This is a genomic window from Phaeobacter sp. CC-HEC084 (assembly GCF_059429255.1).
Genome location: NZ_JCAIJQ010000002.1, coordinates 1,376,642 through 1,401,462, shown reverse-complemented (window position 1 = coordinate 1,401,462; position 24,821 = coordinate 1,376,642). Strand labels below are relative to the sequence as shown.

General features: G+C 59.8%; 23 protein-coding genes and 2 tRNA genes. 13 read left to right on the top strand and 12 right to left on the bottom strand.

The window, feature by feature from the left end:
* Window positions 1-358: 358 nt before the first annotated feature.
* Window positions 359-1,132 (top strand): 3-hydroxybutyrate dehydrogenase, encoded by a 774-nt coding sequence (locus AC5SSZ_RS07100; RefSeq protein WP_495437711.1) that lies wholly within the window; start codon window positions 359-361, stop codon window positions 1,130-1,132.
* Window positions 1,133-1,222: 90 nt separating this feature from the next.
* On the opposite strand, the gene AC5SSZ_RS07095 is transcribed toward AC5SSZ_RS07100, so the two are convergent.
* From AC5SSZ_RS07095 to AC5SSZ_RS07080, 4 genes are all read right to left on the bottom strand, one after another.
* Window positions 1,223-1,915, bottom strand: coding sequence for a DUF502 domain-containing protein (locus AC5SSZ_RS07095; protein WP_065270246.1), 693 nt, complete (start codon window positions 1,913-1,915; stop codon window positions 1,223-1,225).
* An 81-nt stretch (window positions 1,916-1,996) separates the two neighbouring features.
* Window positions 1,997-2,911, bottom strand: coding sequence for a pseudouridine-5'-phosphate glycosidase (locus AC5SSZ_RS07090; protein ID WP_495437710.1), 915 nt, complete (start codon window positions 2,909-2,911; stop codon window positions 1,997-1,999).
* Window positions 2,908-3,834, bottom strand: coding sequence for a PfkB family carbohydrate kinase (locus tag AC5SSZ_RS07085; RefSeq protein WP_495437709.1), 927 nt, complete (start codon window positions 3,832-3,834; stop codon window positions 2,908-2,910). The genes AC5SSZ_RS07090 and AC5SSZ_RS07085 overlap by 4 nt, the downstream gene beginning before the upstream one ends.
* A 48-nt stretch (window positions 3,835-3,882) precedes the next feature.
* Window positions 3,883-4,683, bottom strand: coding sequence for a DUF4198 domain-containing protein (locus AC5SSZ_RS07080; RefSeq protein WP_495437708.1), 801 nt, complete (start codon window positions 4,681-4,683; stop codon window positions 3,883-3,885).
* Between AC5SSZ_RS07080 and AC5SSZ_RS07075 the strand changes: the two genes are divergently transcribed.
* Entirely contained in the window at window positions 4,682-5,824 is a 1,143-nt protein-coding gene (locus AC5SSZ_RS07075; protein WP_495437707.1) for a HupE/UreJ family protein, read from the top strand. The genes AC5SSZ_RS07080 and AC5SSZ_RS07075 overlap by 2 nt on opposite strands.
* A 66-nt stretch (window positions 5,825-5,890) precedes the next feature.
* Here the strand turns inward: AC5SSZ_RS07075 and AC5SSZ_RS07070 are convergent, their stop codons facing one another.
* Window positions 5,891-6,523 (bottom strand): thiamine phosphate synthase, encoded by a 633-nt coding sequence (locus AC5SSZ_RS07070; RefSeq protein ID WP_495437706.1) that lies wholly within the window; start codon window positions 6,521-6,523, stop codon window positions 5,891-5,893.
* A gap of 166 nt (window positions 6,524-6,689) precedes the next feature.
* On the opposite strand from AC5SSZ_RS07070, the gene AC5SSZ_RS07065 reads away from it, so the two are divergent.
* From AC5SSZ_RS07065 to AC5SSZ_RS07055, 3 genes are all read left to right on the top strand, one after another.
* Complete coding sequence (locus tag AC5SSZ_RS07065; RefSeq protein WP_065273454.1) at window positions 6,690-7,442, top strand: RNA methyltransferase; 753 nt, start codon at window positions 6,690-6,692, stop codon at window positions 7,440-7,442.
* Between the two features lie 65 nt (window positions 7,443-7,507).
* Window positions 7,508-8,656: a heme A synthase gene (gene ctaA / locus AC5SSZ_RS07060; RefSeq protein ID WP_495437705.1), complete on the top strand. Its 1,149-nt coding sequence runs from the start codon at window positions 7,508-7,510 to the stop codon at window positions 8,654-8,656.
* Window positions 8,657-8,660: 4 nt separating this feature from the next.
* Complete coding sequence (locus AC5SSZ_RS07055; protein ID WP_495437704.1) at window positions 8,661-10,130, top strand: carboxypeptidase M32; 1,470 nt, start codon at window positions 8,661-8,663, stop codon at window positions 10,128-10,130.
* A 69-nt stretch (window positions 10,131-10,199) separates the two neighbouring features.
* On the opposite strand, the gene AC5SSZ_RS07050 is transcribed toward AC5SSZ_RS07055, so the two are convergent.
* Together AC5SSZ_RS07050 and gyrA are read right to left on the bottom strand one after the other, a co-directional pair.
* A complete protein-coding gene (locus AC5SSZ_RS07050) occupies window positions 10,200-10,550 on the bottom strand; it encodes a DUF6614 family protein (RefSeq protein ID WP_065270254.1) in 351 nt (116 codons plus the stop codon).
* Between the two features lie 126 nt (window positions 10,551-10,676).
* Window positions 10,677-13,430: a DNA gyrase subunit A gene (gene gyrA / locus AC5SSZ_RS07045; RefSeq protein ID WP_197492330.1), complete on the bottom strand. Its 2,754-nt coding sequence runs from the start codon at window positions 13,428-13,430 to the stop codon at window positions 10,677-10,679.
* 196 nt (window positions 13,431-13,626) lie between these two features.
* On the opposite strand from gyrA, the gene AC5SSZ_RS07040 reads away from it, so the two are divergent.
* A complete protein-coding gene (locus AC5SSZ_RS07040) occupies window positions 13,627-13,896 on the top strand; it encodes an usg protein (RefSeq protein ID WP_065270255.1) in 270 nt (89 codons plus the stop codon).
* 28 nt (window positions 13,897-13,924) lie between these two features.
* On the opposite strand, the gene AC5SSZ_RS07035 is transcribed toward AC5SSZ_RS07040, so the two are convergent.
* Window positions 13,925-14,878, bottom strand: coding sequence for a radical SAM protein (locus tag AC5SSZ_RS07035; RefSeq protein ID WP_495437703.1), 954 nt, complete (start codon window positions 14,876-14,878; stop codon window positions 13,925-13,927).
* A gap of 145 nt (window positions 14,879-15,023) precedes the next feature.
* On the opposite strand from AC5SSZ_RS07035, the gene zwf reads away from it, so the two are divergent.
* Both zwf and pgl read left to right on the top strand, forming a co-directional pair.
* Window positions 15,024-16,499: a glucose-6-phosphate dehydrogenase gene (gene zwf / locus AC5SSZ_RS07030; protein WP_368946593.1), complete on the top strand. Its 1,476-nt coding sequence runs from the start codon at window positions 15,024-15,026 to the stop codon at window positions 16,497-16,499.
* Window positions 16,496-17,167 carry a 6-phosphogluconolactonase gene (pgl, locus tag AC5SSZ_RS07025; protein ID WP_368996943.1) on the top strand — a complete coding sequence of 224 codons (672 nt, stop codon included), beginning with the start codon at window positions 16,496-16,498 and terminating at the stop codon, window positions 17,165-17,167. Before zwf ends, pgl begins: the two co-directional genes overlap by 4 nt.
* A gap of 9 nt (window positions 17,168-17,176) precedes the next feature.
* Here pgl and AC5SSZ_RS07020 read toward each other — a convergent pair whose 3' ends face one another.
* Together AC5SSZ_RS07020 and AC5SSZ_RS07015 are read right to left on the bottom strand one after the other, a co-directional pair.
* Complete coding sequence (locus AC5SSZ_RS07020) at window positions 17,177-17,656, bottom strand: acyl-CoA thioesterase (protein ID WP_495437702.1); 480 nt, start codon at window positions 17,654-17,656, stop codon at window positions 17,177-17,179.
* A 131-nt stretch (window positions 17,657-17,787) separates the two neighbouring features.
* Window positions 17,788-17,861 (bottom strand) — tRNA-Gly (locus AC5SSZ_RS07015).
* 193 nt (window positions 17,862-18,054) lie between these two features.
* On the opposite strand from AC5SSZ_RS07015, the gene AC5SSZ_RS07010 reads away from it, so the two are divergent.
* Window positions 18,055-18,131: transfer RNA gene (locus AC5SSZ_RS07010), tRNA-Arg, on the top strand.
* 217 nt (window positions 18,132-18,348) lie between these two features.
* Here AC5SSZ_RS07010 and mepK read toward each other — a convergent pair.
* Window positions 18,349-18,918 carry a peptidoglycan L,D-endopeptidase MepK gene (gene mepK, locus AC5SSZ_RS07005; RefSeq protein WP_065270260.1) on the bottom strand — a complete coding sequence of 190 codons (570 nt, stop codon included), beginning with the start codon at window positions 18,916-18,918 and terminating at the stop codon, window positions 18,349-18,351.
* 362 nt (window positions 18,919-19,280) lie between these two features.
* Between mepK and AC5SSZ_RS07000 the strand changes: the two genes are divergently transcribed.
* The 4 genes from AC5SSZ_RS07000 to AC5SSZ_RS06985 are packed head-to-tail and all read left to right on the top strand — an operon-like array spanning window position 19,281 to window position 23,566.
* Window positions 19,281-20,906, top strand: coding sequence for a L,D-transpeptidase family protein (locus AC5SSZ_RS07000; RefSeq protein ID WP_495437701.1), 1,626 nt, complete (start codon window positions 19,281-19,283; stop codon window positions 20,904-20,906).
* Between the two features lie 42 nt (window positions 20,907-20,948).
* Window positions 20,949-22,022 (top strand): UDP-3-O-(3-hydroxymyristoyl)glucosamine N-acyltransferase, encoded by a 1,074-nt coding sequence (gene lpxD / locus AC5SSZ_RS06995; protein WP_065270262.1) that lies wholly within the window; start codon window positions 20,949-20,951, stop codon window positions 22,020-22,022.
* 48 nt (window positions 22,023-22,070) lie between these two features.
* The gene (locus AC5SSZ_RS06990) at window positions 22,071-22,328 is read left to right on the top strand and encodes an acyl carrier protein (protein WP_495437700.1); all 258 of its coding nucleotides are present in this window, start codon (window positions 22,071-22,073) and stop codon (window positions 22,326-22,328) included.
* Between the two features lie 29 nt (window positions 22,329-22,357).
* A complete protein-coding gene (locus tag AC5SSZ_RS06985; protein ID WP_274828104.1) occupies window positions 22,358-23,566 on the top strand; it encodes a beta-ketoacyl-[acyl-carrier-protein] synthase family protein in 1,209 nt (402 codons plus the stop codon).
* Between the two features lie 104 nt (window positions 23,567-23,670).
* On the opposite strand, the gene AC5SSZ_RS06980 is transcribed toward AC5SSZ_RS06985, so the two are convergent.
* Window positions 23,671-24,285: an invasion associated locus B family protein gene (locus tag AC5SSZ_RS06980; protein WP_495437699.1), complete on the bottom strand. Its 615-nt coding sequence runs from the start codon at window positions 24,283-24,285 to the stop codon at window positions 23,671-23,673.
* Window positions 24,286-24,821 lie beyond the last annotated feature (536 nt).

The following is a 24,821-nucleotide window of genomic DNA, read 5'->3' as shown; positions in this document are numbered from 1 at the left end:
TGGCAACAATCCCATTCTGCCCTTATTTACTTGAGCCTTCACGGTAGAGGCGCGTCTTTGTCTTTTCAAACTTTTAGCTTGGATGAAAGCACGAAATTGCGTATAAAGGGGTCACTGCTCGATAGGTTTCTTGCCTGTATGAAACCTGCCTCAATAACTTAACGCCCGCTTCGTGCGGGCGTTTTTTTTGGTGAAATCGTGTGGTTTTCGATGGCAAATAGCTTGGGAGAGTACGGCGGAAGCGCTGTGTATTTCGGCCGTCCTGGATGAACAAGTCAGTAGTCCTACGCGTTTTCTTTGCCCCGGTCACGTGGCAGAATGCCGCGCAACTCAACTCAGCTCAAAGGACACCTGAGATATGACACTGAAGGGCAAAACGGCGGTGATTACCGGATCAAATTCGGGCATCGGCCTTGGCGTTGCGCGCGAGATGGCGCGCGCCGGTGCGGATGTGGTTCTGAACTCGTTCACCGACAGGGACGAAGACCACGCGCTGGCCGAAGAGATCGCCAGGGAGTTCTCGGTCAATGCCCGCTACATTCAAGCGGATATGTCCAAAGGCGAAGACTGCCGGGGCCTGATCGACAAGGCGGGTAACTGCGATATTCTGATCAATAATGCCGGGATCCAGCACGTCGCCCCGATTGATGAGTTCCCGCTGGACAAATGGGATGCGATCATCGCGATCAATCTCAACTCGGCTTTTCACACCACCGCAGCGGCGCTGCCCAAGATGCGCGCAGCGGGCTGGGGCCGGGTGGTCAATATCGCCTCTGCACATGGTCTGACCGCATCGCCCTATAAATCGGCCTATGTGGCGGCTAAGCACGGCGTGGTCGGTATGACCAAGACCGTGGCGCTGGAAACCGCTGAAGAGCCGATCACCGCAAATGCGATCTGCCCGGGGTACGTGCTGACACCGCTGGTCGAGGCGCAGATTCCGGACACCATGGAGAAATACAACATGGGCCGCGAAGAGGTGATCAAGAAGGTCATGCTGGAGCGTCAGCCCTCGCGCGAATTCGCCACGGTTGAGCAACTTGGCGGTACGGCTGTCTTCCTGTGCTCGGATGCGGCTGCGCAGATCACCGGCACCACGATCAGCGTCGATGGTGGCTGGACCGCTCTGTAAGCGGTATGGGAAAAGGAATGGAGTGGCAGCGAGATAGCTGCCGCTCTTAATGCCGACATTGCAGGCTAAAGCACGAAAAAGCCTAAGTCGTCAGCCTTTGGCCCCGTCGGCGGGCGGCTGCGTCGGATCCTTGGGGTTCGGGTAGACCAGTCCGGCGGAAATCACCAGTTTCGCTGCATCCTCGACCGACATGTCGAGAACGGTCACATCCTCTTCTGGCACAAACAACAGGAACCCGGAGGTCGGGTTGGGTGTTGTCGGGATGAAGACGCTCATCAACCCGCCGGATGTTTCGGCCCGCTGTGCAATTTCGCCCTTCGCCTTGGTCGAGACAAAAGCGATCGCCCAAACGCCCTTGCGCGGATACTGGATCAGACAGGCGGTATCAAAGCTGCTTTCTGACTGAGCGAATACGGTTTCCGAGATCTGCTTGATTCCGGAATAAACCGAGCGGATCACCGGCATCCGGTCCACTAGATTCTCCGCGAACCCGATCAGCGAACGGCCGATGATGCCTTTTGCAATCCAGCCGACGATGATGGTGAACAACAGGAAGATGATCAGCCCGACGCCGCGCAGGTTGATGCCGATATATTGCTCGGGCCGCATGGTATGCGGCACCAGGGGCAGAACCACTCCGTCAATCCAGCCCATCACGGTCCAGAGCAGCCAGAGTGTCAGCCCCACCGGCGCGATCACGACGATCCCGGTCAGAAAGGAAGAGCGCAGTCGCGCGAACAGGCCGGGACGGCGGTGGGGTTCTTGATCAAATGGAGTGGTCATGGGCGCATTCACGATGACAGATGCGGGGAACCTAGGCACTGTTCAGCAGAACGGCAATGGCCGCGCTGCCGAATTACCATATCAGCCCGCGATTGCGTTCAATTCCTGAGCAATAGCCGCGGCAAGACGGGCGTTGTTGCGCACAAGCGCGATATTGGCCACCAGCGAGCGTCCTTCGGTCAGATCAAAGATGCGCTGCAGCAGAAAGGGCGTCACCCCCTTGCCGGAAATACCCTGTGCATCGGCCTCGGATTGGGCCTGTGCGATGATCGGGGTCAGTTCTTCGGAGGGGATCTGAGCCTTGGCCGGGATCGGGTTCGCCACCAGCTGCCCACCATTCAGCCCCATGGCCTGACGCATGGCATGGGCGCTGGCGATCTCCTTGGCCGTGTCCATCCGCAGCGGCGCCATCAGTTCGGATTGTCCCGACCAGAAGGCGGGGAAGCTGTCCTGACCATAGGAGATCACCGAAACCCCTTGAGTTTCCAGAACTTCCAGCGTTTTGGGGATGTCCAGAATTGCCTTGGCGCCAGCCGCAACGACAGTCACCGGGGTTTGCGCCAGTTCCATCAGGTCGGCGGAGATGTCAAAACTGGTTTCGGCGCCCTTGTGCACACCACCGATGCCGCCGGTGGCAAAGACGGAAATCCCCGCCAGCCGGGCAGCGATCATGGTGGCGGCCACGGTGGTCGCGCCGGTGCCGCCACTGGCGATGCAGGCAGCGATATCCGCGCGCGACACCTTGGCGACGTCTTTCGCCTGACCCAGCGCCTGCAACTCATCCGCTTCTAGGCCTACGTACAGCTTGCCGTTCATCACCGCCATGGTGGCCGGAACCGCGCCCGCATCGCGAATGTCCTGTTCGACCTGTGCGGCGGTTTCCACGTTTTGCGGATAAGGCATGCCGTGGGTGATGATGGTGCTTTCAAGCGCGACAATGGCGCGACCGGCAGCGCGGGCCTCGGCCACTTCTTGGGAATACTTGATGGGGATCACAGCGGAGGCTCTCCTGAAACATATGTGGCTGCGGCGTTCAAAGCAGATGCCAGCGCCGAAGCGGGCGGCTCGCCGCGGGTCTCGGCGGCGATATGCGCCGCCATGAAAGTGTCGCCAGCGCCGGTGACGCGGGCCACGGTGACCTGCGGCGGCTCCAGCGTAAAGGTATTGTGTGCGTCTGCCTTGGTGGCCGAGCGGCTACCGTCGGTGACAAGAACCCGCGCGGCGCCGCGCTCCAGCAGGGCGGTTGCGGCGGTTTCGCTATCGCCGAACGTGGCTTGGCAAAGCAAACCGGCCTCTTCGAGGTTGACGTAAAGCGTGCCCCGGCTGCGCATCAGGAATGGCCGTAGCCGCTCTGCCTTGCCTGGGGAGGCAGGCGCCACCCGCAGGTCGGCATTGGCAAAGGCGGGGCTGGCGGCGATGTCGTCCAGCAGGGACAGGGTCAGGTTGCCATCCAGCGCAACCGGCCCGGCATAGGGCGCGGTTTCCGAGCCAAGGGTGCCATCCAGCAGCGGGCGCAGGATTTTCGCTCCTGCGGCCTCAAGCGAATGGGCATCGGCAATCGCTGCGATCAGCCCGTTGGCGCCTTCGACCGCCATATACTGGTCAGTCGGTAGATCTTGGGAGCGGTAGACGTGCTGCGTATCAAGCCCGAGGTGACCACAGGCGGCGATCAGCTCATCCCCTTCGGCATCCTGACCAATCGCGCTCAGCAGCGCGGGTTTCAGGCCAAAGCGGGCCAGTGTCATGGCGATGTTCATGGCAACGCCGCCGGGCAGGCGGGTGATCCGCCCCGGCATGTCAGATCCGCGTTGCATGTCAGAGGAGCAGCGGCCAATCACGTCCCACAGCACCGATCCGATGCAGAGAATCTGGGCGGGAGCAGGTTGGGCCATGGGGGTATCGGAACGGGGCGATGTCATGGCTCTCTCTTTCCGCCTTTCACGCGCCCCCGCAAGCGGCTTTGCAACCTATGGCACCGCAAAGGTCAGCGCAGCCCAAAGCGTTTCCCATACCGCGCCGGTTTCCGGATCGGACGGGCGCAGCACAACAGCGTCCAGAAGATAGGTATGGCCGGGCTTCACCGGGATCTCGGCGCGCCCCGCTGCATCGGTCTGGGTCAAGGTGATGGTCACGCTGTCATCGGGCGCGCGTTCGAAGATTTCGACCTGTGCCGCCGAGCGCGGTTTTTGCTGATAGAACAGCTGAACCGGTAGTGTGTCACCCTTGAACGTATAGGGGTTTTCCAGTGCAACAAACTCCGTCTCCAAGCCGCTTTCCCGGTCTGCCCCGGCGCCGCTGCCGACGGCAATCAGGGATTTCGCGTGCCTGCTGTAGCGTTCGGTGAAACCATCCACGGGCAGGCCGCGCCCCTCGTGCCGGGCGCGGATATCGGCAAATCCCTTGTGCGCTGCGAAGGCGTCAAATTTTTCCCAAGTCTCATAGATCAGCGTTTCCGGCATAGTTTCATGGACCAGAGTCAGCAACCCGTCCCGTTCGGCGGTCACTGTCAGGGCCGGTAAATCGCCCATGCGCCCCTCGTAAGGGGTGGCGGTGTCACCACTGATCACTTCGAACCGTTTGGTGCGAGTTTTGAAATAGGGCAGCCGAAAGCCCTTGAACTCTTGCCCGTTCAGCAATTGTGCTGGGAGTTCCTCTCCGGATTCAACTTGATAATTCTGCGGTTCGATCCAAAACTCATGGGACAGGGCCGGGTCCGCCAGCCTGAAAGAGAATGCAAAAACGAGTAAACAGGCCAGGTGATTTTTCATGACGAATTCTTTGTTGCTTCGTGGGATGAAGGTGGCATGCCTCTGCCTGCTGTCAAGTCTAGGCTTTTGGGGCGCCGAGCGCGCACTCGCCCATGAGGTGACACCGGCCATTGGTGATTTCACAATTGAGAACAACACGTTACATCTATCTCTTCGTTTGAATGCAGAGGCATTTGTCGCCGGTATTGATCTGGATACGCACCAAGACACGGAAGCGGCCGATCAGGCGGGCGATTACGATCTGTTGCGCGCCATGCCGCCCGAGGAACTGGCGCCGATGCTGCGCCTGTTTGCCGAGGACTGGCTGAAAACCCTTGAAGTCGAGGCAGGTAGCCCGGTGCCGCTGGTGGTGGAAGATGTACGCGTCGCACCGGTTGGTGACGTCGAACTTCCGCGCGAGAGTGTGCTGTCCCTTTCGGGGGAGCTACCGCCGCTTGCCTCGGCGCTGACGATCCGCTGGCCAGAAGGGGCAGGCGCGGTGGTTCTGCGTCAGAACGGGGTGGAAGAACCTTTTACCGGCTATATTCAGGGCGGTGAGAGCACCGGACCCATCGCGATCGGGGGCGGATCGGCCTTGTCCCCGGCAAAGGCTTTTACCAGCTATATCCCGGTCGGTTTTGACCACATCCTTCCAAAAGGTTTGGATCACATCCTGTTTGTCCTGGGGCTTTTCTTCCTCAGCACTCGGATAAAGCCGCTTTTGTGGCAGGTCAGCGCCTTTACCGTCGCCCACACCATCACGCTGGCTTGCGGTGCGCTGGGGCTGGTGACTGTGAACCCGGCGGTGGTGGAGCCGCTGATTGCGGCCTCGATCGTCTTTGTTGCGGTTGAGAACATCTTTGCCCAGCGGTTGCACAGCTGGCGCACGGTGGTGATCTTTGGCTTTGGCTTATTGCACGGGCTGGGCTTTGCCAGCGTACTGGGGGAATTTGGCCTGCCGCAGGCGCAATTCATTCCGGCGCTGATCGGGTTCAATGTCGGGGTTGAACTGGGGCAGCTGACGGTGATCGCGCTTGCCTATCTGCTGGTCGGTTACTGGTTCGGCGGCCATCCGAAATACCGCGGCCGGGTGGCCATTCCGGCGTCCCTGACGATTGCCTTGATCGGCAGCTACTGGTTCGTGGAACGCGTCTGGCTCTGATCGTGTTCCCATCGCCCCGGTGTTGCGAGTGCGAGGCGATGGAACGCCATCTGGGAGGGCTGAGGCTCAGCCCATCGCCTTGATCAATGTCTGAAGCGCGGCGACGGGATCTTCGCTGCGCCAGATTTCCTCGCCAATGCCAAAGAAATCCGTGTAAGGAGAAAGGCTTTCGACCAGCTCTTCAGTCAAACCGCCTTCGGCCACGACCGGCACTTCTACCACTTCGGACCACCACTGGAACAGCTCCTGCTCAGCCACGGCTCCGTCACCCAGACCGGAAGTGCCGACGGGGCCAAAGCTGATGTAATCGGCGCCGGCTTCGCCTGCGGTCAGCCCGTCGTGACGCGAGGCGCCGCAAAAGCTTCCGACGATGGCATCGGCGCCAAGCGCCTTGCGGGCGCTGCGCACGGATTTGGAGGCATCCGTCAGGTGCACACCATCAAGGCCGAGCCGCTCGGCCAGGATCTGATGATCGGAAATCACGATGGCCACGTCCCGCGCCAGGCAGACCTCACGCAGGGCGTCACCGGCCCGGCTCAGCGTGTCTTCATCGCGGCTTGCCAGATCCAGGCGCACGCAGGCAATCTCGGTGCTGTCGAGCACCTTGGCCAGTTGATCGGGAAACCGGCCCAGTTCGAAACTGGGCGGCGAAATCAGATAGATCTGGGGCTTTTCCACTGTATCCGCGGCGGTATCCATCAAGGGCGCTCCTGTTGCTTGCTGGCTGGTGTTTAACGCATCTGCCACAGGACGCAAGGATCCTGCGCCGCCCTGCGACGCCGGGACCAGCAGAGGATGCCCTTGCCGTTCGCAGCCCCTGCGATTACAGCAGGGGAAATGCCCTTTGGGCGCTATGGAGACAGACATGCCCAGCGATATGCCACAGCCCGCCTTTGTTCTGGTGCGCCCCCAGATGGGCGAAAACATTGGCGCTGCCGCCCGTGCGATGTGGAACTTCGGGCTGGACCGGATGCGCATCGTCGCGCCGCGCGACGGCTGGCCGAACCCAAAATCGGTGGCCATGGCGTCGGGTGCGGGGCGGCTGCTGGACGAAGCACTTCTGGCACCCGATGTGCCTGGTGCGCTGGAGGACTGTTCCTTTGTCTTTGCCACCACTGCGCGTCCGCGTGAGCTGACCAAACCGGTGTACAGCCCCGAAGCCGCAATGAAGCTGGCGATTGAGAAAATCCGTGGCGGCGAGAAGGTCGCGGTGATGTTCGGCCCGGAACGCGCGGGCCTTGAGAATGACGATATCGCCCGTGCCAATGCTATCATCACGGTACCGGTCAATCCGGAGTTTGCCTCGCTCAATCTTGGTCAATGCGTGCTGCTGGCTGCCTATGAATGGCGCCGTCAGGCGGCGGAGGTCGAGCATGAGGTCTTCGAGATCGGCAAATCCGACTGGGCAACCGGCGTTGAGGTTGAGGCACTGGTGACCCATTACGAGGACCGGCTTGAGGAAGCCGGCTATTTCTTCCCGCCGGAAAAGGCCCCGGGGATGAAAGTAGTCTTCCGCAACCTGTTCAGCCGCATGCGCCTCACCCGGGCGGATGTGCAGATGCTGCATGGGGTGATGCGGCAGATGGTCCGCTGGAAGAAAATGTCGGACGATAGCTGAGCGTTAGCACTGGACGATCCGGACCGCCAACCCTAGCTTCACCGCGAAACCGAAGAGGGACGAGCATGAGCAGCAAGCGCAGTATCTTCCAAGAGGTCAGTGAACCCGAGGCCAAGCCGCAGACCGCCGCAACCGGCATGATCGACCGGGGCCGGGGCGGCGCCCGCAAGGCGATCCGGGCCTGGCTGTTCCTGCTGTTTGCGCTGGTGGTGGCGATGATCGTGGTCGGCGGGTTGACCCGTCTGACCGATTCCGGCCTGTCGATCACCGAATGGCGCCCCGTCACCGGGGCCATTCCGCCGATGAACGAGGCGGAATGGCAGCAGGAGTTCGACAAATACAAGCAGATCGACCAGTGGCAGATCCATAACCAGTGGATGGAGCTTGCTGACTTCAAATCGATCTACTGGTGGGAATGGGGCCATCGCCAACTGGGCCGTGTCATCGGGCTGGTCTGGGCGGTTGGCTTTTTTGGCTTTCTGCTGGCCCGCAAGATCCCTTCCGGCTGGACCGGGCGGCTGATCCTGCCGGGGGCTTTGGGCGGGGCTCAGGGCGCAATCGGCTGGTGGATGGTCTCTTCGGGCGTGACCCAGGGCGAGGGCATGACCTCGGTTGCCTCCTATCGGCTGGCGACGCACCTTGGCCTGGCCTTTGTCATCCTCGGGCTGATCGCCTGGTATGGCTTCCTTCTGGGGCGGCAGGAACGGGACCTGATGCAGGCGCGCCGGGCCAAGGAAGCAAAGATCTTCGGCCTCTCGACCGGGCTCTTGCACTTTGCGTTCCTGCAAATCCTGCTGGGCGCGCTGGTGGCAGGCATTGACGCTGGGCGGTCCTATACCGATTGGCCGCTGATGGGCGGACAGGTGATCCCGCCCAATCCGTTGATGATTGAACCGATGTGGAAGAACTTCTTTGAAAACCCGGGCTTGGTGCAGTTTGTTCACCGGATCTGTGGCTATCTTCTGTTTGCTTTTGGGGTGGTTGTCTGGCTGCGCGGCCGCGCCAGTGCCCATGGCGCGACCCGGTTCGCCTTCAACGCCGTCTTTGCAGGTTTGATCGTACAGATTGCCCTTGGTGTGATCACCGTTCTTTACGCTGCGCCCTGGCAGGCAGCGATCCTACACCAGCTGATGGCTGTGGTTCTGTGGGTCCTGATCCTGCGCGCCCGCTTCCTGGCAGGCTATCCGATTGCAACTTCCATCAAGGACCATTGAGAATATGACCGCATTTGAACAGCTGATGGCCTATGAGCGTGACACGCAGGCTTTGGGGCAGATCGCTGGCCGTCTGGGCTGGGATCAGGAAACCATGATGCCGCGTGGCGCCACCGGACAGCGCGGCGCGGAGATGGCCGCGATCGAATCCGTGCTGCACGCCCGCCGCAGCGCGCCGGAGGTGGCGGAATGGCTGGAGCAGGCCGAAGCCCCGGATGAGATCGGCGCTGCGCATCTGCGCGAAATCCGCCGCAGCTACGACCGTACCATCAAGGTACCCGCGGATCTGGCCAAGAAACTGGCGCAGGTCACCTCTGAAGCGCAGGGAAAATGGGCCGAGGCCCGCGCCAATGAAGACGTGGCGGCCTTCCTGCCTGTGCTGGAGGAAGTGGTCGCACTGAAGCGTGAGGAAGGTCAGGCACTGGCGGCGGGTGGTGATCTGTATGATGCGCTGGTCTCGGATTACGAACACGGCACAACCTCTTCTGAAATCGCAAAAATCTTTGATGCGATGCGTCCCGGTCTGGTGGATCTGCGGGCGCGGGTTCTGGATAAGCCAGCGCCGCAGGGCCTGTCGGGGCGGTTTGATGAGAAAGCCCAGATGCAGCTGGCGCGCACGTTGGCGCGCACCTTTGGTTATGACATGGCGCATGGGCGGGTCGACAAGGCGGTGCACCCGTTCAGCTCTGGCTCAGGGCTGGATGTGCGGATTACCACCCGGACCAGCGAAACAGATCCGTTCAACTGCTTCTATTCGACCATTCACGAGGTTGGCCACGGCGCCTATGAGCAGAACATCAGCCGCGATTACCTGCTGACGCCGCTGGGGCGCGGGGTGTCGATGGGCGTGCACGAAAGCCAGAGCCGGATTTATGAGAACCAGATCGGCCGCAGCCGTGCCTTTACTGGATGGTTGTTCGAACAGATGCGGGACAGCTTTGGCGACATTGGCGTGTCCGAAGCCGATGCCTTCTACGCGGCGGTCAACAAGGTTCATAACGGTTATATCCGGACCGAAGCAGATGAGCTGCAATATAACCTGCACATCATGCTACGTTTCGATCTGGAACGGGCATTGATGCAAGGCGACCTGGAGGTTGCCGACCTTGAGGCGGCCTGGAATGACCGATTTGAGGCCGATTTTGGCTATGCCGTTGACAAGCCTTCAAACGGCTGTCTGCAGGACGTGCATTGGTCGGTTGGTCTCTTTGGTTATTTCCCGACCTATTCGCTGGGCAATGTTTACGCCGGCTGCCTGCACGAGGCGCTGCGCCGGGATGTGCCGCAGCTGGATGCAGATCTGGCGCAAGGCGATACTTCGGCGGCAACCGGCTGGTTGGGCGAGAAGTTGCAGCAGCACGGTGGCTTGCGCAGCCCGCGGGATACTATCGCCCATGCGGCGGGAATGGAGCCGGACCACGCGCCGCTCATGAACTATCTCGAACAGAAATTCGGCGCGCTCTACGATCTGTAAGCCGCCTGGCGGGAACAACAGAAAAGGCCGGGCGCTATGCCCGGCCTTTTTGCATAAACTACAGCGGAATCAGACCAGAGCCATGCGCTCCGCCCGTTCCGGATCCGGAAATGGCCGGTAGAGCCCAAAGTCGGAATTTGCGATCAACGCAGAGACATTCGCGTAGAGCTTTTCAATCTCTTCGTCTTTTTCACCCAACACCCGAAAGGCCTGGTCCAGTTGGGTCATGTTCTCGAATTCGATCTCAAGCAGGAAATCACGGCAGGAATCGCTGGCAAGGTTCAGCTTGCGACGCAGCAGGCGCCAGCCGTTGATCACCTTGCGTTCTTGCAGGTAGGACATCCATTGATCGACGGCGCTGGAAAACGCCAGCGCTTTGGCTTCGTGATGAAGGTCGATGTAGCAGTGGTACATGTTCATCGGGTGGCTCCTCCCACGCAAATGTTTCCCGTCAGTATGGCAGAAATTGTTTACCCATCGGTAAAAACGAAACGCCGCCCCGGACCGGGACGGCGTCTGTTGTTGCTTTGGTTTGGGGAGTGGGCGTCAGGCTTCGCCGCCTTCAACCTCAGCCTCATCATCGTCACCGCTGTCGGCAATCCAGGCGACCGAAACCACCTCTTCACCCTTGCCAGTGTTGAAGACACGGACGCCGCCGGCCGAGCGGGACCGGAAGGAAATTCCATCCACCGGCACCCGGATCGATTGACCCTTGGAGGTTGCCAGCATGATCTGGTCTTCAACCTCAACCGGGAAGGACGCCACGAGTTCACCACCGCGCATCGCCTTGTCCATGGCGGTGACGCCCATGCCGCCACGGCCCCGAACGGGGTAATCGTGGCTGGAGCTGAGCTTACCCTGACCGCCCTTGGTAATGGTGAGGATCAGGTTTTCGGCCGCTGACATTTCTGCATAAAGCTCGGTCGAGAAGTTGGGATCTGCCACGCTATCCTCATCCGAGGGTTCGGCGTCGTCTGCGATCCCGGCCATGGCCCGGCGCATCTTAAGATACGCCGTCCGCTGTTCGGGCGTGTATTTCGAATGGCGGATCACCGACATCGATACGACCTCGTCGCCTTCATTCAGCTTGATCCCGCGTACACCAACGGAATTGCGGCTGTTGAACACCCGGACCTCGGTCGAGGGGAAGCGGATCGCGCGGCCGGTGTTGGTGACCAGCATGATGTCGTCATCCTCGGAGCAGATCCGGGCATTGATCAGTTTGGTGTCCGCGTGATCGTCCTCGAACTTCATCGCAATCTTACCGTTGCGCATGACATTTGTGAAATCTGACAAACGGTTACGCCGCACAGTTCCAGCAGATGTCGCGAACATGATCTGCAGATCGTCCCATTCGTCCTCGGCCCGGTCCACCGGCATGATGGCCGCGATGGAGACGCCTGTCGGGATCGGGAGGATGTTGACGATCGCCTTACCTTTCGAGGTGCGTCCGCCCTGCGGCAAGCGCCAGGTCTTCAGCTTGTAGACCATGCCATCAGTGGTGAAGAACAACAGCTGTGTATGGGTATTCGCAACAAAGAGGGTGGTGACAACATCCTCTTCCTTGGTCTGCATCCCCGACAACCCCTTGCCGCCGCGTTTCTGAGCGCGGAAATCGACCAGCGGGGTGCGTTTGATGTAGCCGCCAGAGGTCACGGTGACCACCATGTCCTCGCGCTCGATCAGGTCCTCATCGTCCATATCACCGGACCAGTCGACGATTTCGGTGCGGCGCGGCACGGCGAAATTCTCGCGAACCTCGCGCAGCTCGTCAGCGATGATGCCCATGATCCGGTCACGGGAGCCCAGAATCTCAAGGTATTCCTTGATCTTGGAGGCCAGTTCTTCCAACTCGTCGGTGACTTCCTTGACCCCGATCTGGGTCAGGCGCTGCAGGCGCAGTTCCAAAATGGCGCGGGCCTGAGTTTCTGACAGGTTGTAGGTCCCGTCTTCGTTCGCTGTATGGGTCGGATCATCGATCAGCGCGATATATTCCAAGATCGGCTGCGCCGGCCAGCGGCGGGTCATCAGCTTTTCACGCGCTTCGGCCGCATCCGCAGATTGGCGGATCGTCGTGACGATCTCGTCGATATTGGTAACGGCAACCGCCAGACCACAAAGGATATGGCTGCGTTCCCGCGCCTTGCGCAGGAGATAAGCGGTCCGACGTGCGACCACATCTTCGCGGAAATCGATAAAGGAGGTCAGGAACCGGCGCAGGGTCAGCTGCTCGGGTCTGCCACCGTTAAGCGCCAGCATGTTGCAGCCGAAATGCGTCTGCATCGGGGTGAACCGATAAAGTTGGTTCAGCACCACCTCGGCAGTGGCGTCACGCTTCAGCTCGACCACCACGCGCACACCGTTGCGGTCGGATTCATCCTGAACGTGGGAAACGCCTTCGATCTTTTTGTCGCGCACCTGTTCTGCGATCTTTTCGATCATCGAGGCCTTGTTCACCTGATAGGGAATTTCGTCCACGATGATGGCGTAGCGATCCTTGCGGATCTCCTCGACCCGGGTCTTGGCGCGGATGATGACGCTTCCGCGCCCCTCAAGATAGGCCTTGCGCGCGCCGGAGCGGCCCAGCAACACGCCGCCAGTCGGGAAGTCGGGGCCGGGCACATATTCGATCAGCTGTTCGCTGGTCAGATCCGGTTCGTCGATCAGGGCTAGGGTGGCATCAACAACTTCGCCCAGATTGTGCGGCGGGATGTTGGTGGCCATACCAACCGCGATGCCGCCGGCGCCGTTGACCAGCATGTTGGGGAAACGCGCGGGCAGAACCGTCGGTTCCTGGTCCTTGCCATCGTAGTTGTCCTGGAAATCGACGGTATCCTTGTCGATATCCGCCAGCATAAAGGCCGAAGGCTTGTCCATGCGCACTTCGGTGTAACGCATCGCGGCGGGGTTATCGCCGTCCATCGAGCCAAAGTTGCCCTGACCATCCAAAAGCGGCAGCGACATCGAAAAGTCCTGCGCCATGCGCACCAAGGCGTCATAGATCGCGCTGTCGCCGTGCGGGTGGTATTTACCCATCACGTCGCCGACCGGACGGGCCGATTTGCGATAGGATTTATCATGGGTATTGCCGGTCTCATGCATCGCATAAAGAATCCGGCGGTGAACGGGTTTCAGCCCGTCGCGCAGGTCGGGAATGGCCCGGCTGACGATGACCGACATGGCATAGTCCAGATAGGACGTGCGCATCTCGGATTCGATTGAGACCGTCGGCCCCTCGTATACCGGCCCTTGGGGCGGTGTTTCGTCCATGTTTTCAGGAGTATCCGGCGTATCGCTCACGTTTGCTGCCCGTTCTGTATTATGGGTCTCTATTGTGTCAGGACACCCTATCAGACACCCCATATGGGGCGCAAGCTGGCTGATGGGCAGACCGGCACGCCGCCCGACCGCGCGCGGAGCAGGCAGCGTGGTTTCGAAACTGTTAACCAATCCGTGGCTAGGATTTCACGGGGGGCTTCGTTGCAGGAGACCACAAATGGAGATCAGCGAAACGGAACTGATGCTCAAGGGCTATGGGCTGACCACGGCCGAATTCATTTATCACATGCCGGACCATCCTCATGTTCTGAATACATTTCTGTGGCAGGAGTACGATCTGGCTCCAGACCATGATCGGATGTTTCAGTTCATCGAATTCTGGCAGCGCGAGATCGAGGGACCGCTGCATTCGGTCCGCTTTACCCACCGCAAGATGATTGGCGCCGGGGAATGGCGGCACGTGAAGGGAGAATTCAAGATCCACTAAACAGCAGGTGCCGGGCCATGAATGGAGGTCAGGCCGAACAGCTGGCCCCGCCCAATACGCAGAATTTGGCGCAGTGGGGATGGTTTAGCGCCACGGGCTTCTCTGCCTCGGCCAAGGTGGTGCCGAGCTCGAATTCCGGCGAATAGGGGAGCAGGGTGCAGGCCAGAACCGCCGGTTTTTCGGCACCCTTGCGTTTGACCACCATACGAGAGGAGGCGCACATCACATCCTCTGGCGCCTTGTTCAGGATGCCCCAGCAAGCGGTTGAAATTTCGGGCACTTCCACCGCCTCGTCCATCTCAGGGAACAGCACCGTCTGACCGGGGTTGGCGGAATCGATATCAAACCCCTGCGCGGCAAACAGATCGGCAAAACCTTGCCGCGCTTCCGCCTCGCTTTCGGCAAAGGTGATGCGGCCGGCAACCGCCATCTGGAACCCGTTGTCCCGCAGCCAGGCCATACCTTCCAGCGTTTTGGCATAGCTGCCTTCGCCGCGCTCGGTGTCGTGAATATCTGCGGAGTGGTGGTCCAGCGAGATGCGCAGCGTCATCTTGCCCGGGTGTTTTTCATTCAGCACCAGCAGATCCTGCCGCACGGTCTTGCGCATCATTGGCCGCATGGCGTTGGTGAGGATCAGCACTTCGTATCCCCGCTCCAGCGCGGCGCCTGCCATGGCGCACATCTCGGGATTCATGAAGGGCTCGCCGCCGGTAAAGGCGATTTCACGTACCCGCCAGTTCCGCTCTTCGAGTTGATCCAGATAGTCCTCAACCTCGGCTGCAGTGAGGTAGACAAGGGCATCATTGCGGGGCGAGCTGAGGATATAGCAGTTCGCGCATTCAATATTGCAAAGCGTTCCGGTGTTGAACCATAGGGTTTCCGGGTTCGACAAGGCCACGGACGCCCGGGTGCTGCCGTCGGCTGTCACCAGGCTGTCTTGAAATTTACCTAGGTTTGCGTTGGGGTTAGGCAGATCTTTCACGGGGATGTCCTCATGGGCCGTTCCTTTCCGACAAGGCTACCCTATACTGCCCCCAAAGTGAAAGCCGCCGGAGGCCGCCTGACAGGGATGTGAAGTTGTTTCGCCTCTGCCTTGGGCATCCGGTCACAGCGAAATGGAATGAACAATGGCTCCACGCGTGATACCGGTCGATCCCTTCGATCTGGTGATCTTTGGCGGTACAGGTGATCTGGCGCAGCGCAAAATCCTGCCGGCGCTTTACCGGCGGTTTTGTGGTGGCCATTTTCCTGAGGAAGTCCGCATCATCGGCGCCGCCCGGGCCGATATCAGCACCGAAGACTACCGGCGGCTGGTGGCGGAGGGGATTAAGGCAACGCTGAATGAACACGGGCCAGGCACTGCGGGAATCCCGGAGTTTCTGCGCCGTGTCACTTATGTGTCGCTGGATGCCCGCGAGGATCGCGGTTGGGAGCCGCTGGCCGCGCAACTGGCCGAAGTTGAGCCACGGCCGATCCGAGTCTTCTACTTCTCGGTGGGGCCGGGCCTGTTCGGACCGCTGGCCGAACGTCTGCACCGGCACGGATTGTCGGATGAAGACAGCCGGATCGTGGTGGAAAAACCCTTTGGACACGATCTGCAGTCTGCCAAGGCGCTGAACGCGACACTGGCCGCGCATTTCACCGAGAACCAGATTTACCGGATCGATCATTATCTGGGCAAGGAAACGGTGCAGAACCTGATGGCGATCCGGTTCGGCAATATGCTGTTCGAACCCCTGTGGAACAGTCAATACGTCGATCATATCCAGATCACCGTGGCGGAAACCGTCGGGGTCGCCGGGCGCGAGGAGTATTACGACCGCGCCGGCGCAATGCGTGACATGATGCAGAACCACCTGATGCAGCTTCTGTGCCTGATCGCGATGGAACCGCCGGCAAAATTTGACCCCGATGCGGTGCGCGATGAAAAGGTGAAAGTGATCCGGGCGCTGGATCCGGTGGAGCCTTACCACATCGTCCGGGGGCAGTATAACGCGGCTGCCGGGGGTGAAGGACCCGACCTAACCTACCGGGAAACCGTCGGAAATCCGCGTTCCAGCACCGAAAGTTATATCGCGCTCAAGACCCATATCAGCAATTGGCGATGGGCGGGCACGCCCTTTTACCTGCGGACGGGAAAACGGCTTGTGGCGCGGTCCTCGGTGATCAACGTGCTGTTCAAGGATGCGCCGCATTCGATATTCGGCGAGGAGGCCGGCCGTCACGCCAACCATCTGAAGATCCGCCTGCAACCCAACGAAGGCATCACGCTGAGCGTGACCATCAAGGAGCCGGGTCCGGGCGGCATGCGTCTGGTTGACGTTCCGCTGGATATGAGTTTTGCAACGGCCCTCGGGGCGGATGGCAAAAATCCCCCGGACGCATACGAGCGTCTGATCACCGATATGATCCGGGGTAACCAGACGTTGTTCATGCGCGGGGACGAGGTGACCGCCGCCTGGGCTTGGACCGATCCGATCATCGCGGGCTGGCAGGCGCGCGGGGATGTACCAAAACCCTATGATATGGGCAGCACCGGGCCCGGCGATGCGGACTTGCTGATGCGCCGTGATGGACGTGAATGGAGAGGAATAAATCCATGAAATTCAATGAATATCCAGATCAGGAAATGCTGGCGATAGAGGTTGCGCAGCGCATTGCCGGGGATCTGGAAACACATCTGCTACATCACGACACCGCCTCGCTTGCGGTGGCAGGCGGCAGCACGCCCGCGCCTATCTTTGATGATCTCTGCGCAGCGTCAATCGACTGGGAGCGGGTCCGGGTGATGGCGACGGATGAACGCTGGGTGCCCTCCGACAGTCACCGCTCCAATGCGCGAATGATCCGCGAGCGGCTGATGACAGGCCCCGCCGCCGCCGCGCGTTTTTTGCCATTCTACGTACCCGACCGCGCCCCCGAAGATGTCCTGGCCGAGGTCGAATCCCTAGTTTCCCCGGAATTGCCGATTTCAGTGGCGCTTCTGGGGATGGGCGAAGACATGCACACGGCATCCTTGTTTCCGGGGGTGAAGGGGCTTGAGGCAGCGCTGGCCGGCTCGGCGCCGACTTTGGCAGTGATGCGCCCGGACAGCCAGCCGGAAGGCCGCATCAGTCTGACAGCGCCGGTGTTAAACGGAGCGATGGCGAAGCATCTGGTGATCTTTGGTGAGGCCAAACGCAAGGCGCTGGATCGGGCGATATCGCTGCCGCCCGAAGAAGCCCCGGTTCAGGCCATTTTGTCAGGCACTCAAGTGCATTGGGCACCTTAAGCCTCAGCCTTATTGGCTGAGGTCGGTGGCGCCATCGAGATCTAGGAATTGCTGTTTCAAACTGTCCGGAATCGGCTGTCCTGCGCTGCCATCGGCGGTACGCAGAACCATCACGGCTTCCAGCCGGGTGCGCAGGTCGCCAGACCAGATCTGCTGCTCCATCACATATGACGTGTTGCGGAAGGACAGCACCCGGGCGGTGGAGATGTAGCTTTCGCCAAGCAGCATTTCCTTGAGGTAGTGGACATTGGAGTTACGCATCACCGTGCGCGGCACCGGCCCGCCGGAGAAATGCCTGGCGCAATGTGTATCGAAATAGGTGACGCGGGTGGATTCGAACCAGCCCAGGTAGGCCTTGTTGTTCACATGGTTCAAAAGGTCGAGTTCGGAGAAACGAACCTTATCGGCAATGGCAACCGGGCAGGGGCGGTCGATCCCCTGAGCCAACTGAGTCTCTGCATCGAGCGGGGTAAGGTAAAGGAGTGTCATCCCGTTGGACTAAGGCGCGGTATTTGAAGTTTCAACAAAAACCCTCCGGCACATCGTCTTGACCGCGACATCCGCGAAAACATCAGTCCAAGCGTCGCGAGGTTGTGGCATTCGAAATGGGAAGGGAGATTTGGAGCGGGTGAAGGGAATCGAACCCTCGTCACTTGCTTGGGAAGCAAATGCTCTACCATTGAGCTACACCCGCAGTGAGATTTGGGTAGCACCGCGCCGTGGGCGCTTCAAGTTGATTTCGCTGTGGATGGCGGATTTTGCAAATCCAGCGCCGAGCGGGACCGCAGTACTCCCGACACAGGGCTGGCGGTCCGCAAACAAAAGAATCCAGAGGCAATTTTGCCATTGCAGCGTCATGGAACGGCAGGTATACGGCTCCACATCAGGCACCTGTAGCTCAGCTGGATAGAGCGCTGCCCTCCGAAGGCAGAGGCCATAGGTTCGAATCCTATCAGGTGCGCCACTTCTCCCCGAACTAATCTCCCGAACCAGTGTCCGGACCAATTCGGATTTGGGCTGTATTGTAAATTCGACGCCAATTCCAGCTGCAGCAGAAGCAAAAATCCGGCGCACCCATCGGGGCACACCGGACATTAGTGGTTCGTTTTGGTGTAATGCAGAACGCCTGAATGACGACATGCGGACCGGGCTTCTATAGAATGCCTGGTCGGGTTTCCGTATCAGCCGCGCCAGTCACGGACGACGCCGCAGTCCATGTGAACAAAGTTGGAGCGATAATAGGTGCCAACACCGCCGGCACGGCAAGCCTTGGCCGCTTTCGCCATCTGCGTAACCGAGCGAGACGCAAGGCGCAGGTCTGCGGCCTGTCCGCGCATGTGAAGAGAGTTCTTGGCAACGCCACGCGAACGGCTGCGCAGCATGGCGTTGGTCTTCGGGCTGCGATATCCCGAAAGCATCATATACGGTTCGTTTACTTCCAGCAGGTTATGAGAGGCGGCCATGATATCGATTGTGCGCAGGTCGATTTCTTTGACGTCGTCGGTGCGCCAGTCGCGCATGAAGTGATTGATCTCGCGCACTGCGTCTTTGATGTACTTGCCTTCGATCCAATAAACCATGTCCAGCCGTTCACCGGTGCGGCCCGAGTACATGCGGATGCGGCGGATATCGCCGCCACCACGCAAAAAGCCTGCTGCATTGGAAAATGTTGGGGCTGCGGTTACTGCTGTTGCCGCAAATGCACCCAGAAGGGCCCGACGGGTGAGCCCCGAGTTCGATGTTTCTGCCATGTTTACCGCACCATCCCGAACGATTTGTGTGTCCTGCCGATGCCCGATGTTACGGGCCTGCCGTATTTCCCGGCACGTGACTTCTATGACACAGGGGGAATCACGATCCAAGTTTCGATTGGTCTCATCCCTGTTTTCTTCGGATTTTCGGCAATTTTTTGCGCAAAAGGGGACGTTGCGTTAAGATTTCCCCATCAAAAAGCACCAAAATCACTGGTCACAAGTTCGAGAACCGCCGAAAATAGGCTCTCAACTATTGGTTTACGATGTGTAAATGGGGGCTGCGTCTTGCTTCTTTTTACTAAAGATTCATGTAGTAGAGGGAAGATTTAATGGCATCGTCATCAGGGGGTCGCGCGTCAATGAAAACAGCACTTTATAGCAGCGTTCTGCCGCAGGTTCGGTCCGGCGTTTTCGCTCTGGCTCTATTTGGTGCCACAGTCGCCTTTGCGCCTAGTGGTGCCTCGGCGCAGGTCACGGCCTTCAAGCAATCGGTTGCTGAATTCGCAGCGGGCGCAGACGCAGTTGCCAAATTCTACCGCGAATCCGCTTACACCCCGATTTGGACGGCGCCGGGCGAAGAATCGATGCAGCGCCGGGCCGCGCTTCTGCGTGCGCTGGAAGAGGCCTCGGCCCACGGGTTGCCGGACCAGTCTGCCCTGGCGGCGTCGCTGATGGAGCAGATGCGCAATGCACGGTCGGCCCGCGATTTGGGGCAGATCGAAGCGGCGCTGAGCACGGCTTACGTGAATTATGCCACTGACCTGCAGACCGGCCTTCTTGATCCCGGCTCGATCGACGACGGGATCGTTCGCAAGAAACATACCACCGATCCGGTGACCTATCTGGAAGGCATCCGGGACAACCAGCCGATGGCCTATATGCGCTCGCTGGTGCCCGCCTCGCCGCAATACCGCGCCTTGCTGCGGGAGAAATTCCGTCTTGAGCAGCTGGTCGCCAAAGGCGGCTGGGGCACCACGGTTCCGAAGGGCAAGCTTGAGCCGGGTGACACCGGACCTGCTGTGATCGCGCTGCGCGACCGGCTGGTAGCAATGGGATATCTGCCCCGCAGCGCCACCGCCGCGTTTGACATGGATGTGGAACAGGCGGTGCAAAAGTTCCAGTCGAACCACGGGCTGGAGGTCGACGGCGTTGCCGGGGACGGCACCATTGCCGAGCTTAACAAACCGGTTACCGAACGGCTGAAATCCGTGGTGGTGGCGATGGAGCGGGAGCGCTGGCTGTCACCCGAACGCGGTGAGCGTCATATCCTGGTGAACCAGACCGATTTCACCGCCAAGATCGTCGACCGTGGCGACGTGACCTTTGAAACCCGGTCCGTGATCGGCAAGAACCAGCACGACCGCAGGTCGCCGGAATTCTCGGATGTCATGGAACACATGATTATCAATCCGAGCTGGCACGTGCCGCGCTCGATCATCACCAAGGAATACCTGCCGAAACTGCGCAACAACCCGAATGCAGTCCGTCACATTCTGATTACCGATCGTCAGGGCCGTGTCGTCGACCGCAACTCAGCGGACTTCTCTCAGTACACCAGAAGCAACTTTCCATACTCGATGCGCCAGCCGCCGAGCCGCAGCAATGCGCTGGGGCTGGTGAAGTTCATGTTCCCGAACAAATACAACATCTACCTGCACGACACGCCGCAAAAGAGCCTGTTCAGCCGCGAAGTCCGGGCCTTCTCCCACGGCTGTATCCGCCTGGCGCAGCCCTTTGAGTTTGCCTATGCGCTGCTGGCGCGGCAGACCGAAGATCCCAAGGCATTCTTTCAGCGGATCCTAAGCTCCGGAAAAGAAACCAAAGTGGATCTGGAACAGAAGGTGCCTGTTCACATTATCTACCGGACGGCTTATGTCTCGGGCAAAGGACGGGCCGAGTTCCGGCGGGATGTCTATGGACGCGACGCCAAGGTATGGGACGCCTTGCAGCGGGCAGGGGTCGCCTTGCCGGGCGTGCAGGGCTGATCTCCGGGGCCCGTCTTCAACAGACGTGAGGAAGGGCCCCATATGTATACTGTCCGTCAGATTGCTGATGCATTAGGTGCTGCCTGCGAAGGCGATGTTTCTATCGAAGTGGCGCGTACGGCCGAACCGCAAGACGCAGGTCCCGGCGATCTGGCGCTTGCAACCTCCCCGAAATATGCCGAGGCGCTGGCCGAGGGCGCAGCCCAGGTTGCCATGCTCTGGGAAGGTGCCGACTGGCAGTCCATGGGCCTGAAGGCGGCTATTTTCGCAGCCCGGCCGCGTATGGCCATGGCCGGTCTCACCAGTATGATGGATCCGGGCCAGGGCTTTGGCTCCGGCATTCACCCCTCAGCCGTCATTGATCCCAGCGCGGAGCTGGGAGAGGGTGTCAGCGTCGGCCCCTTCTGTGTGATTGGTGCGAGGGCGAAAATCGGAGACAATTCCATCATCGGTCCGCAGTGCCATATCGGCGTGGATGTCACGATGGGGAACGGCGCACAACTGCGCGAGATGGTCTCCATCGGCGCCCGCGTCACCATTGGGGAGCGGTTCCGGGCCCAGCCCGGCGCGCGCATCGGTGGCGATGGGTTTTCCTATGTAACGCCTGAGGTGTCAGGCGCGGAAACCGTGCGCAAGACGCTGGGTGATCAGGGCGATGCCAAACCCCAAAGCTGGCTGCGCATTCACTCCCTTGGCTCGGTCACCATCGGCGACGATGTAGAAGTGGGCGCCAATTGCACCGTCGACAACGGCACCATCCGCGACACGGTGATCGGCGACGGCACAAAGCTCGACAACCTTGTGCATGTTGGCCACAACACCCGCGTTGGGCGCGATTGCCTCCTCTGCGGGCAGACCGGAACCTCCGGCTCGGTTGATATCGGCAACAACGTGGTTCTTGGCGGGCAATGCGGCGTGGTCGATAATATCTTTATCGGCGACGGAGTGATTGCCGGCGGCGGCACAAAGATCCTTTCGAACGTGCCCGCAGGCCGTGTGATGATGGGCTATCCCGCTGTCAAAATGGAGACACATACCGAGGTCTATAAGGCACAACGCAGGCTGCCCCGACTGATGCGCGATATCGAAGCGCTGAAAAAGGCAGTTTTAAAATAACGGCACAGAGATTACATCTGCGCCAGCCTTAAGGATCAAGGACCCGGTATGAGCATCAAGGACAAGGTAATCGAAATCATCGCAGAGCAGGCAGTGCTGGAACCGTCTGATGTGACACTCGACAGCACGCTTGAGGATCTGGGCATCGATAGTCTCGGCCTCGTGGAAAGCATCTTTGCTATCGAGGAAGAGTTCGACATCACCATTCCGTTCAATGCCAATGCGCCGGAAGAGAGTGATTTCGATATCACCAATGTTGCGGCCATCATCGCGGATATCGAAAAGCTGACGGCTGCAAAGCAGTGAGGCCTGCCTCGGGATCAAGGATGATCTGAATGAGACGCGTAGTAATCACCGGCGCCGGCACCATCAACGCTCTTGGCCATTCTGTATCCGCCACCATGGAGGCGATGCGCGAGGGGCGTTGTGGCATCGGCGCGCTGGAGTTTCGCGATGTGGAGCGTCTGTCGATTCAGATCGGTGGCCAAGTCAGGGGCTTTGAGGCCGAGGGCCGTTTTAACCGGCAACAGATGAGCCTTTATGACCGGTTCACCCAGTTCACTCTGACCGCCGCCAAAGAGGCGATTGCCCAGTCCGGAATCGAATTCCACGGCGATCTGTCGGCGAAATCCGGAGTGGTTCTGGGCACAGCCGGTGGCGGCGTGTCCACCTGGGATGACAATTACCGCTCGGTCTATGAGGACGGTAAAAACCGCGTCCATCCCTTCGTGGTGCCGAAGCTGATGAACAACGCAGCCGCCAGCCATGTGTCGATGGAATTCAACCTCAAAGGGCCGAGTTTCACCGTTTCCACCGCTTGCGCCTCTTCCAATCATGCGATGGCGCAGGCCTTCCAGATGGTGCGCAGCGGCATGGCGCCTGCGATGGTCACAGGCGGGTCGGAATCGATGCTGTGCTTTGGCGGGGTCAAGGCCTGGGAAGGGTTGCGGGTCATGTCCCGCGATGCCTGCCGCCCGTTCAGCGCCAACCGCAACGGTATGGTGCAGGGCGAAGGCGCCGGCGTGTTTGTCTTTGAAGACTACGAACACGCCCGCGCCCGCGGTGCGGAGATCCTCTGCGAGGTGGTGGGCTACGCCATGTCCTCGGACGCGGCGGATATCGTCATGCCGAGCAAACAGGGCGCGGCCCGCGCAATCTCTGGCGCCCTGCAGGATGCCGGAGTGGCGCCTGAAAGCGTTGGCTATATCAATGCCCATGGGACCGGCACTGCAGCGAATGACAAAACCGAATGCGCCGCGGTGGCGGATGTCTTTGGTCCGCACGCGGACCGGCTGATGATTTCCTCGACGAAATCCATGCATGGTCACCTGATCGGCGGCACCGGTGCGGTGGAACTTCTTGCCTGTATCATGGCCGTGCGCGATGGGGTGATTGCCCCCACCATCGGCTATGAGGAACCAGACCCGGAATGCGCTCTGGATGTGGTGCCCAATGAGGCGCGTGAGGCAAAGGTAGATGTGGCGCTGAGCAACGCCTTTGCCTTTGGTGGATTGAACGCGGTTCTGGCGCTGAAAAAGATCTGAACGGAGCGTTACCCGAAAAGAAAAGCCACCGTCAGCAGTCGTTGCGGTGGCTTTAATCGTTGTCTGATCACGCCCGCCGGATGGCGGGAGCGTGAGTTCTCATCCTATTGGGAAACCACGTCGACGACGTTGTAGCCGGCGGTGAACCCTTTCAGCGACATTTTCAGTTCGATCAGCTGATCCGGCGCCGGGGCAGGACGCAGGGACAGGGTGGCTTCGGTGCCCTTCTTGAATGCATCGATGTCGCCTTGGGTAAAGCCGATCTGCGCCACGCAGCCCAGTGGGTTGCAGAAGGAATAGTTGTAGCGCTTGCTCGGGGCGCCATCGACCGAAATGGTCAGGGCCGCAGGCAGCAGCGTTTCCAGCGGTACGATTACGGTTGCCCCAGCAACAGCCTGTCCGCCGGTCTGATTGATGCGGAACAGCGAAACCTCGGCCATCGGGTTGCCATCAGGCGCAGTCAGGATCTGCAACAGCGAACAGGGGTCGGTTTCTGTTTCGGTCTTGATGCAAGCCAGATCCCAGTCGCCGTGGGTTTCTTTTGCATAGCGATCCCCAATCGCCGGAGTGCCGTCATCGACGGGCTGCCCCAGGTCCAGCATTTGATCCGCAGAGGGTGCAGCCGCCTCGCCGCCGGAGTTCTGCGTTTCCTGCGCATGCAAAGGCGCAGTTGTTGCGATCATCGCAGCCAGGGCGATCGGTGTCAGGGACTTGATCATGAGTGCCTCTTTTATGTCAGGACGTCCGATACGGGATCTAGCACGATGCACATGTGGTGTCAGGTCATTATCGGCCTATCGGCGGGGAAATGCACGGCAGGGTGATCAGAGCGAAGATTTTGGAAACAAAGAAAAAAGGGAACCTAACGGGTTCCCTTTTGTTTTTTTCTCCCCGTCGGACTGGCCGACTTAGTTATTGGTAGGGACGTTACGAAAGCCCCGGCCTGTGGTCAACATGGAATGACAAAAAAATTACAGCAAGGCACCCCTGAAAGGGGTTTGACCGATTTACGAACTTTTAACCATGATTTTGAGGGTATCCATCACCTGTCGGTGCACAAAAAAAGGCCGTGCTCGGTGGCACGGCCAGTCTGACAGGGAGGAAATGACCGCCCTCACATCCGTATTTGCGTGGGCGGGCAGTTCTAAGTATTCAGTATAAAGGTTAATTAACTGTGTGGGCGTTCGGATGACGATCAGCGGGGCCGGATTATCGGGGTTCGCAGCCACCGTATCCTCGAACGCAGGCGAGTAGG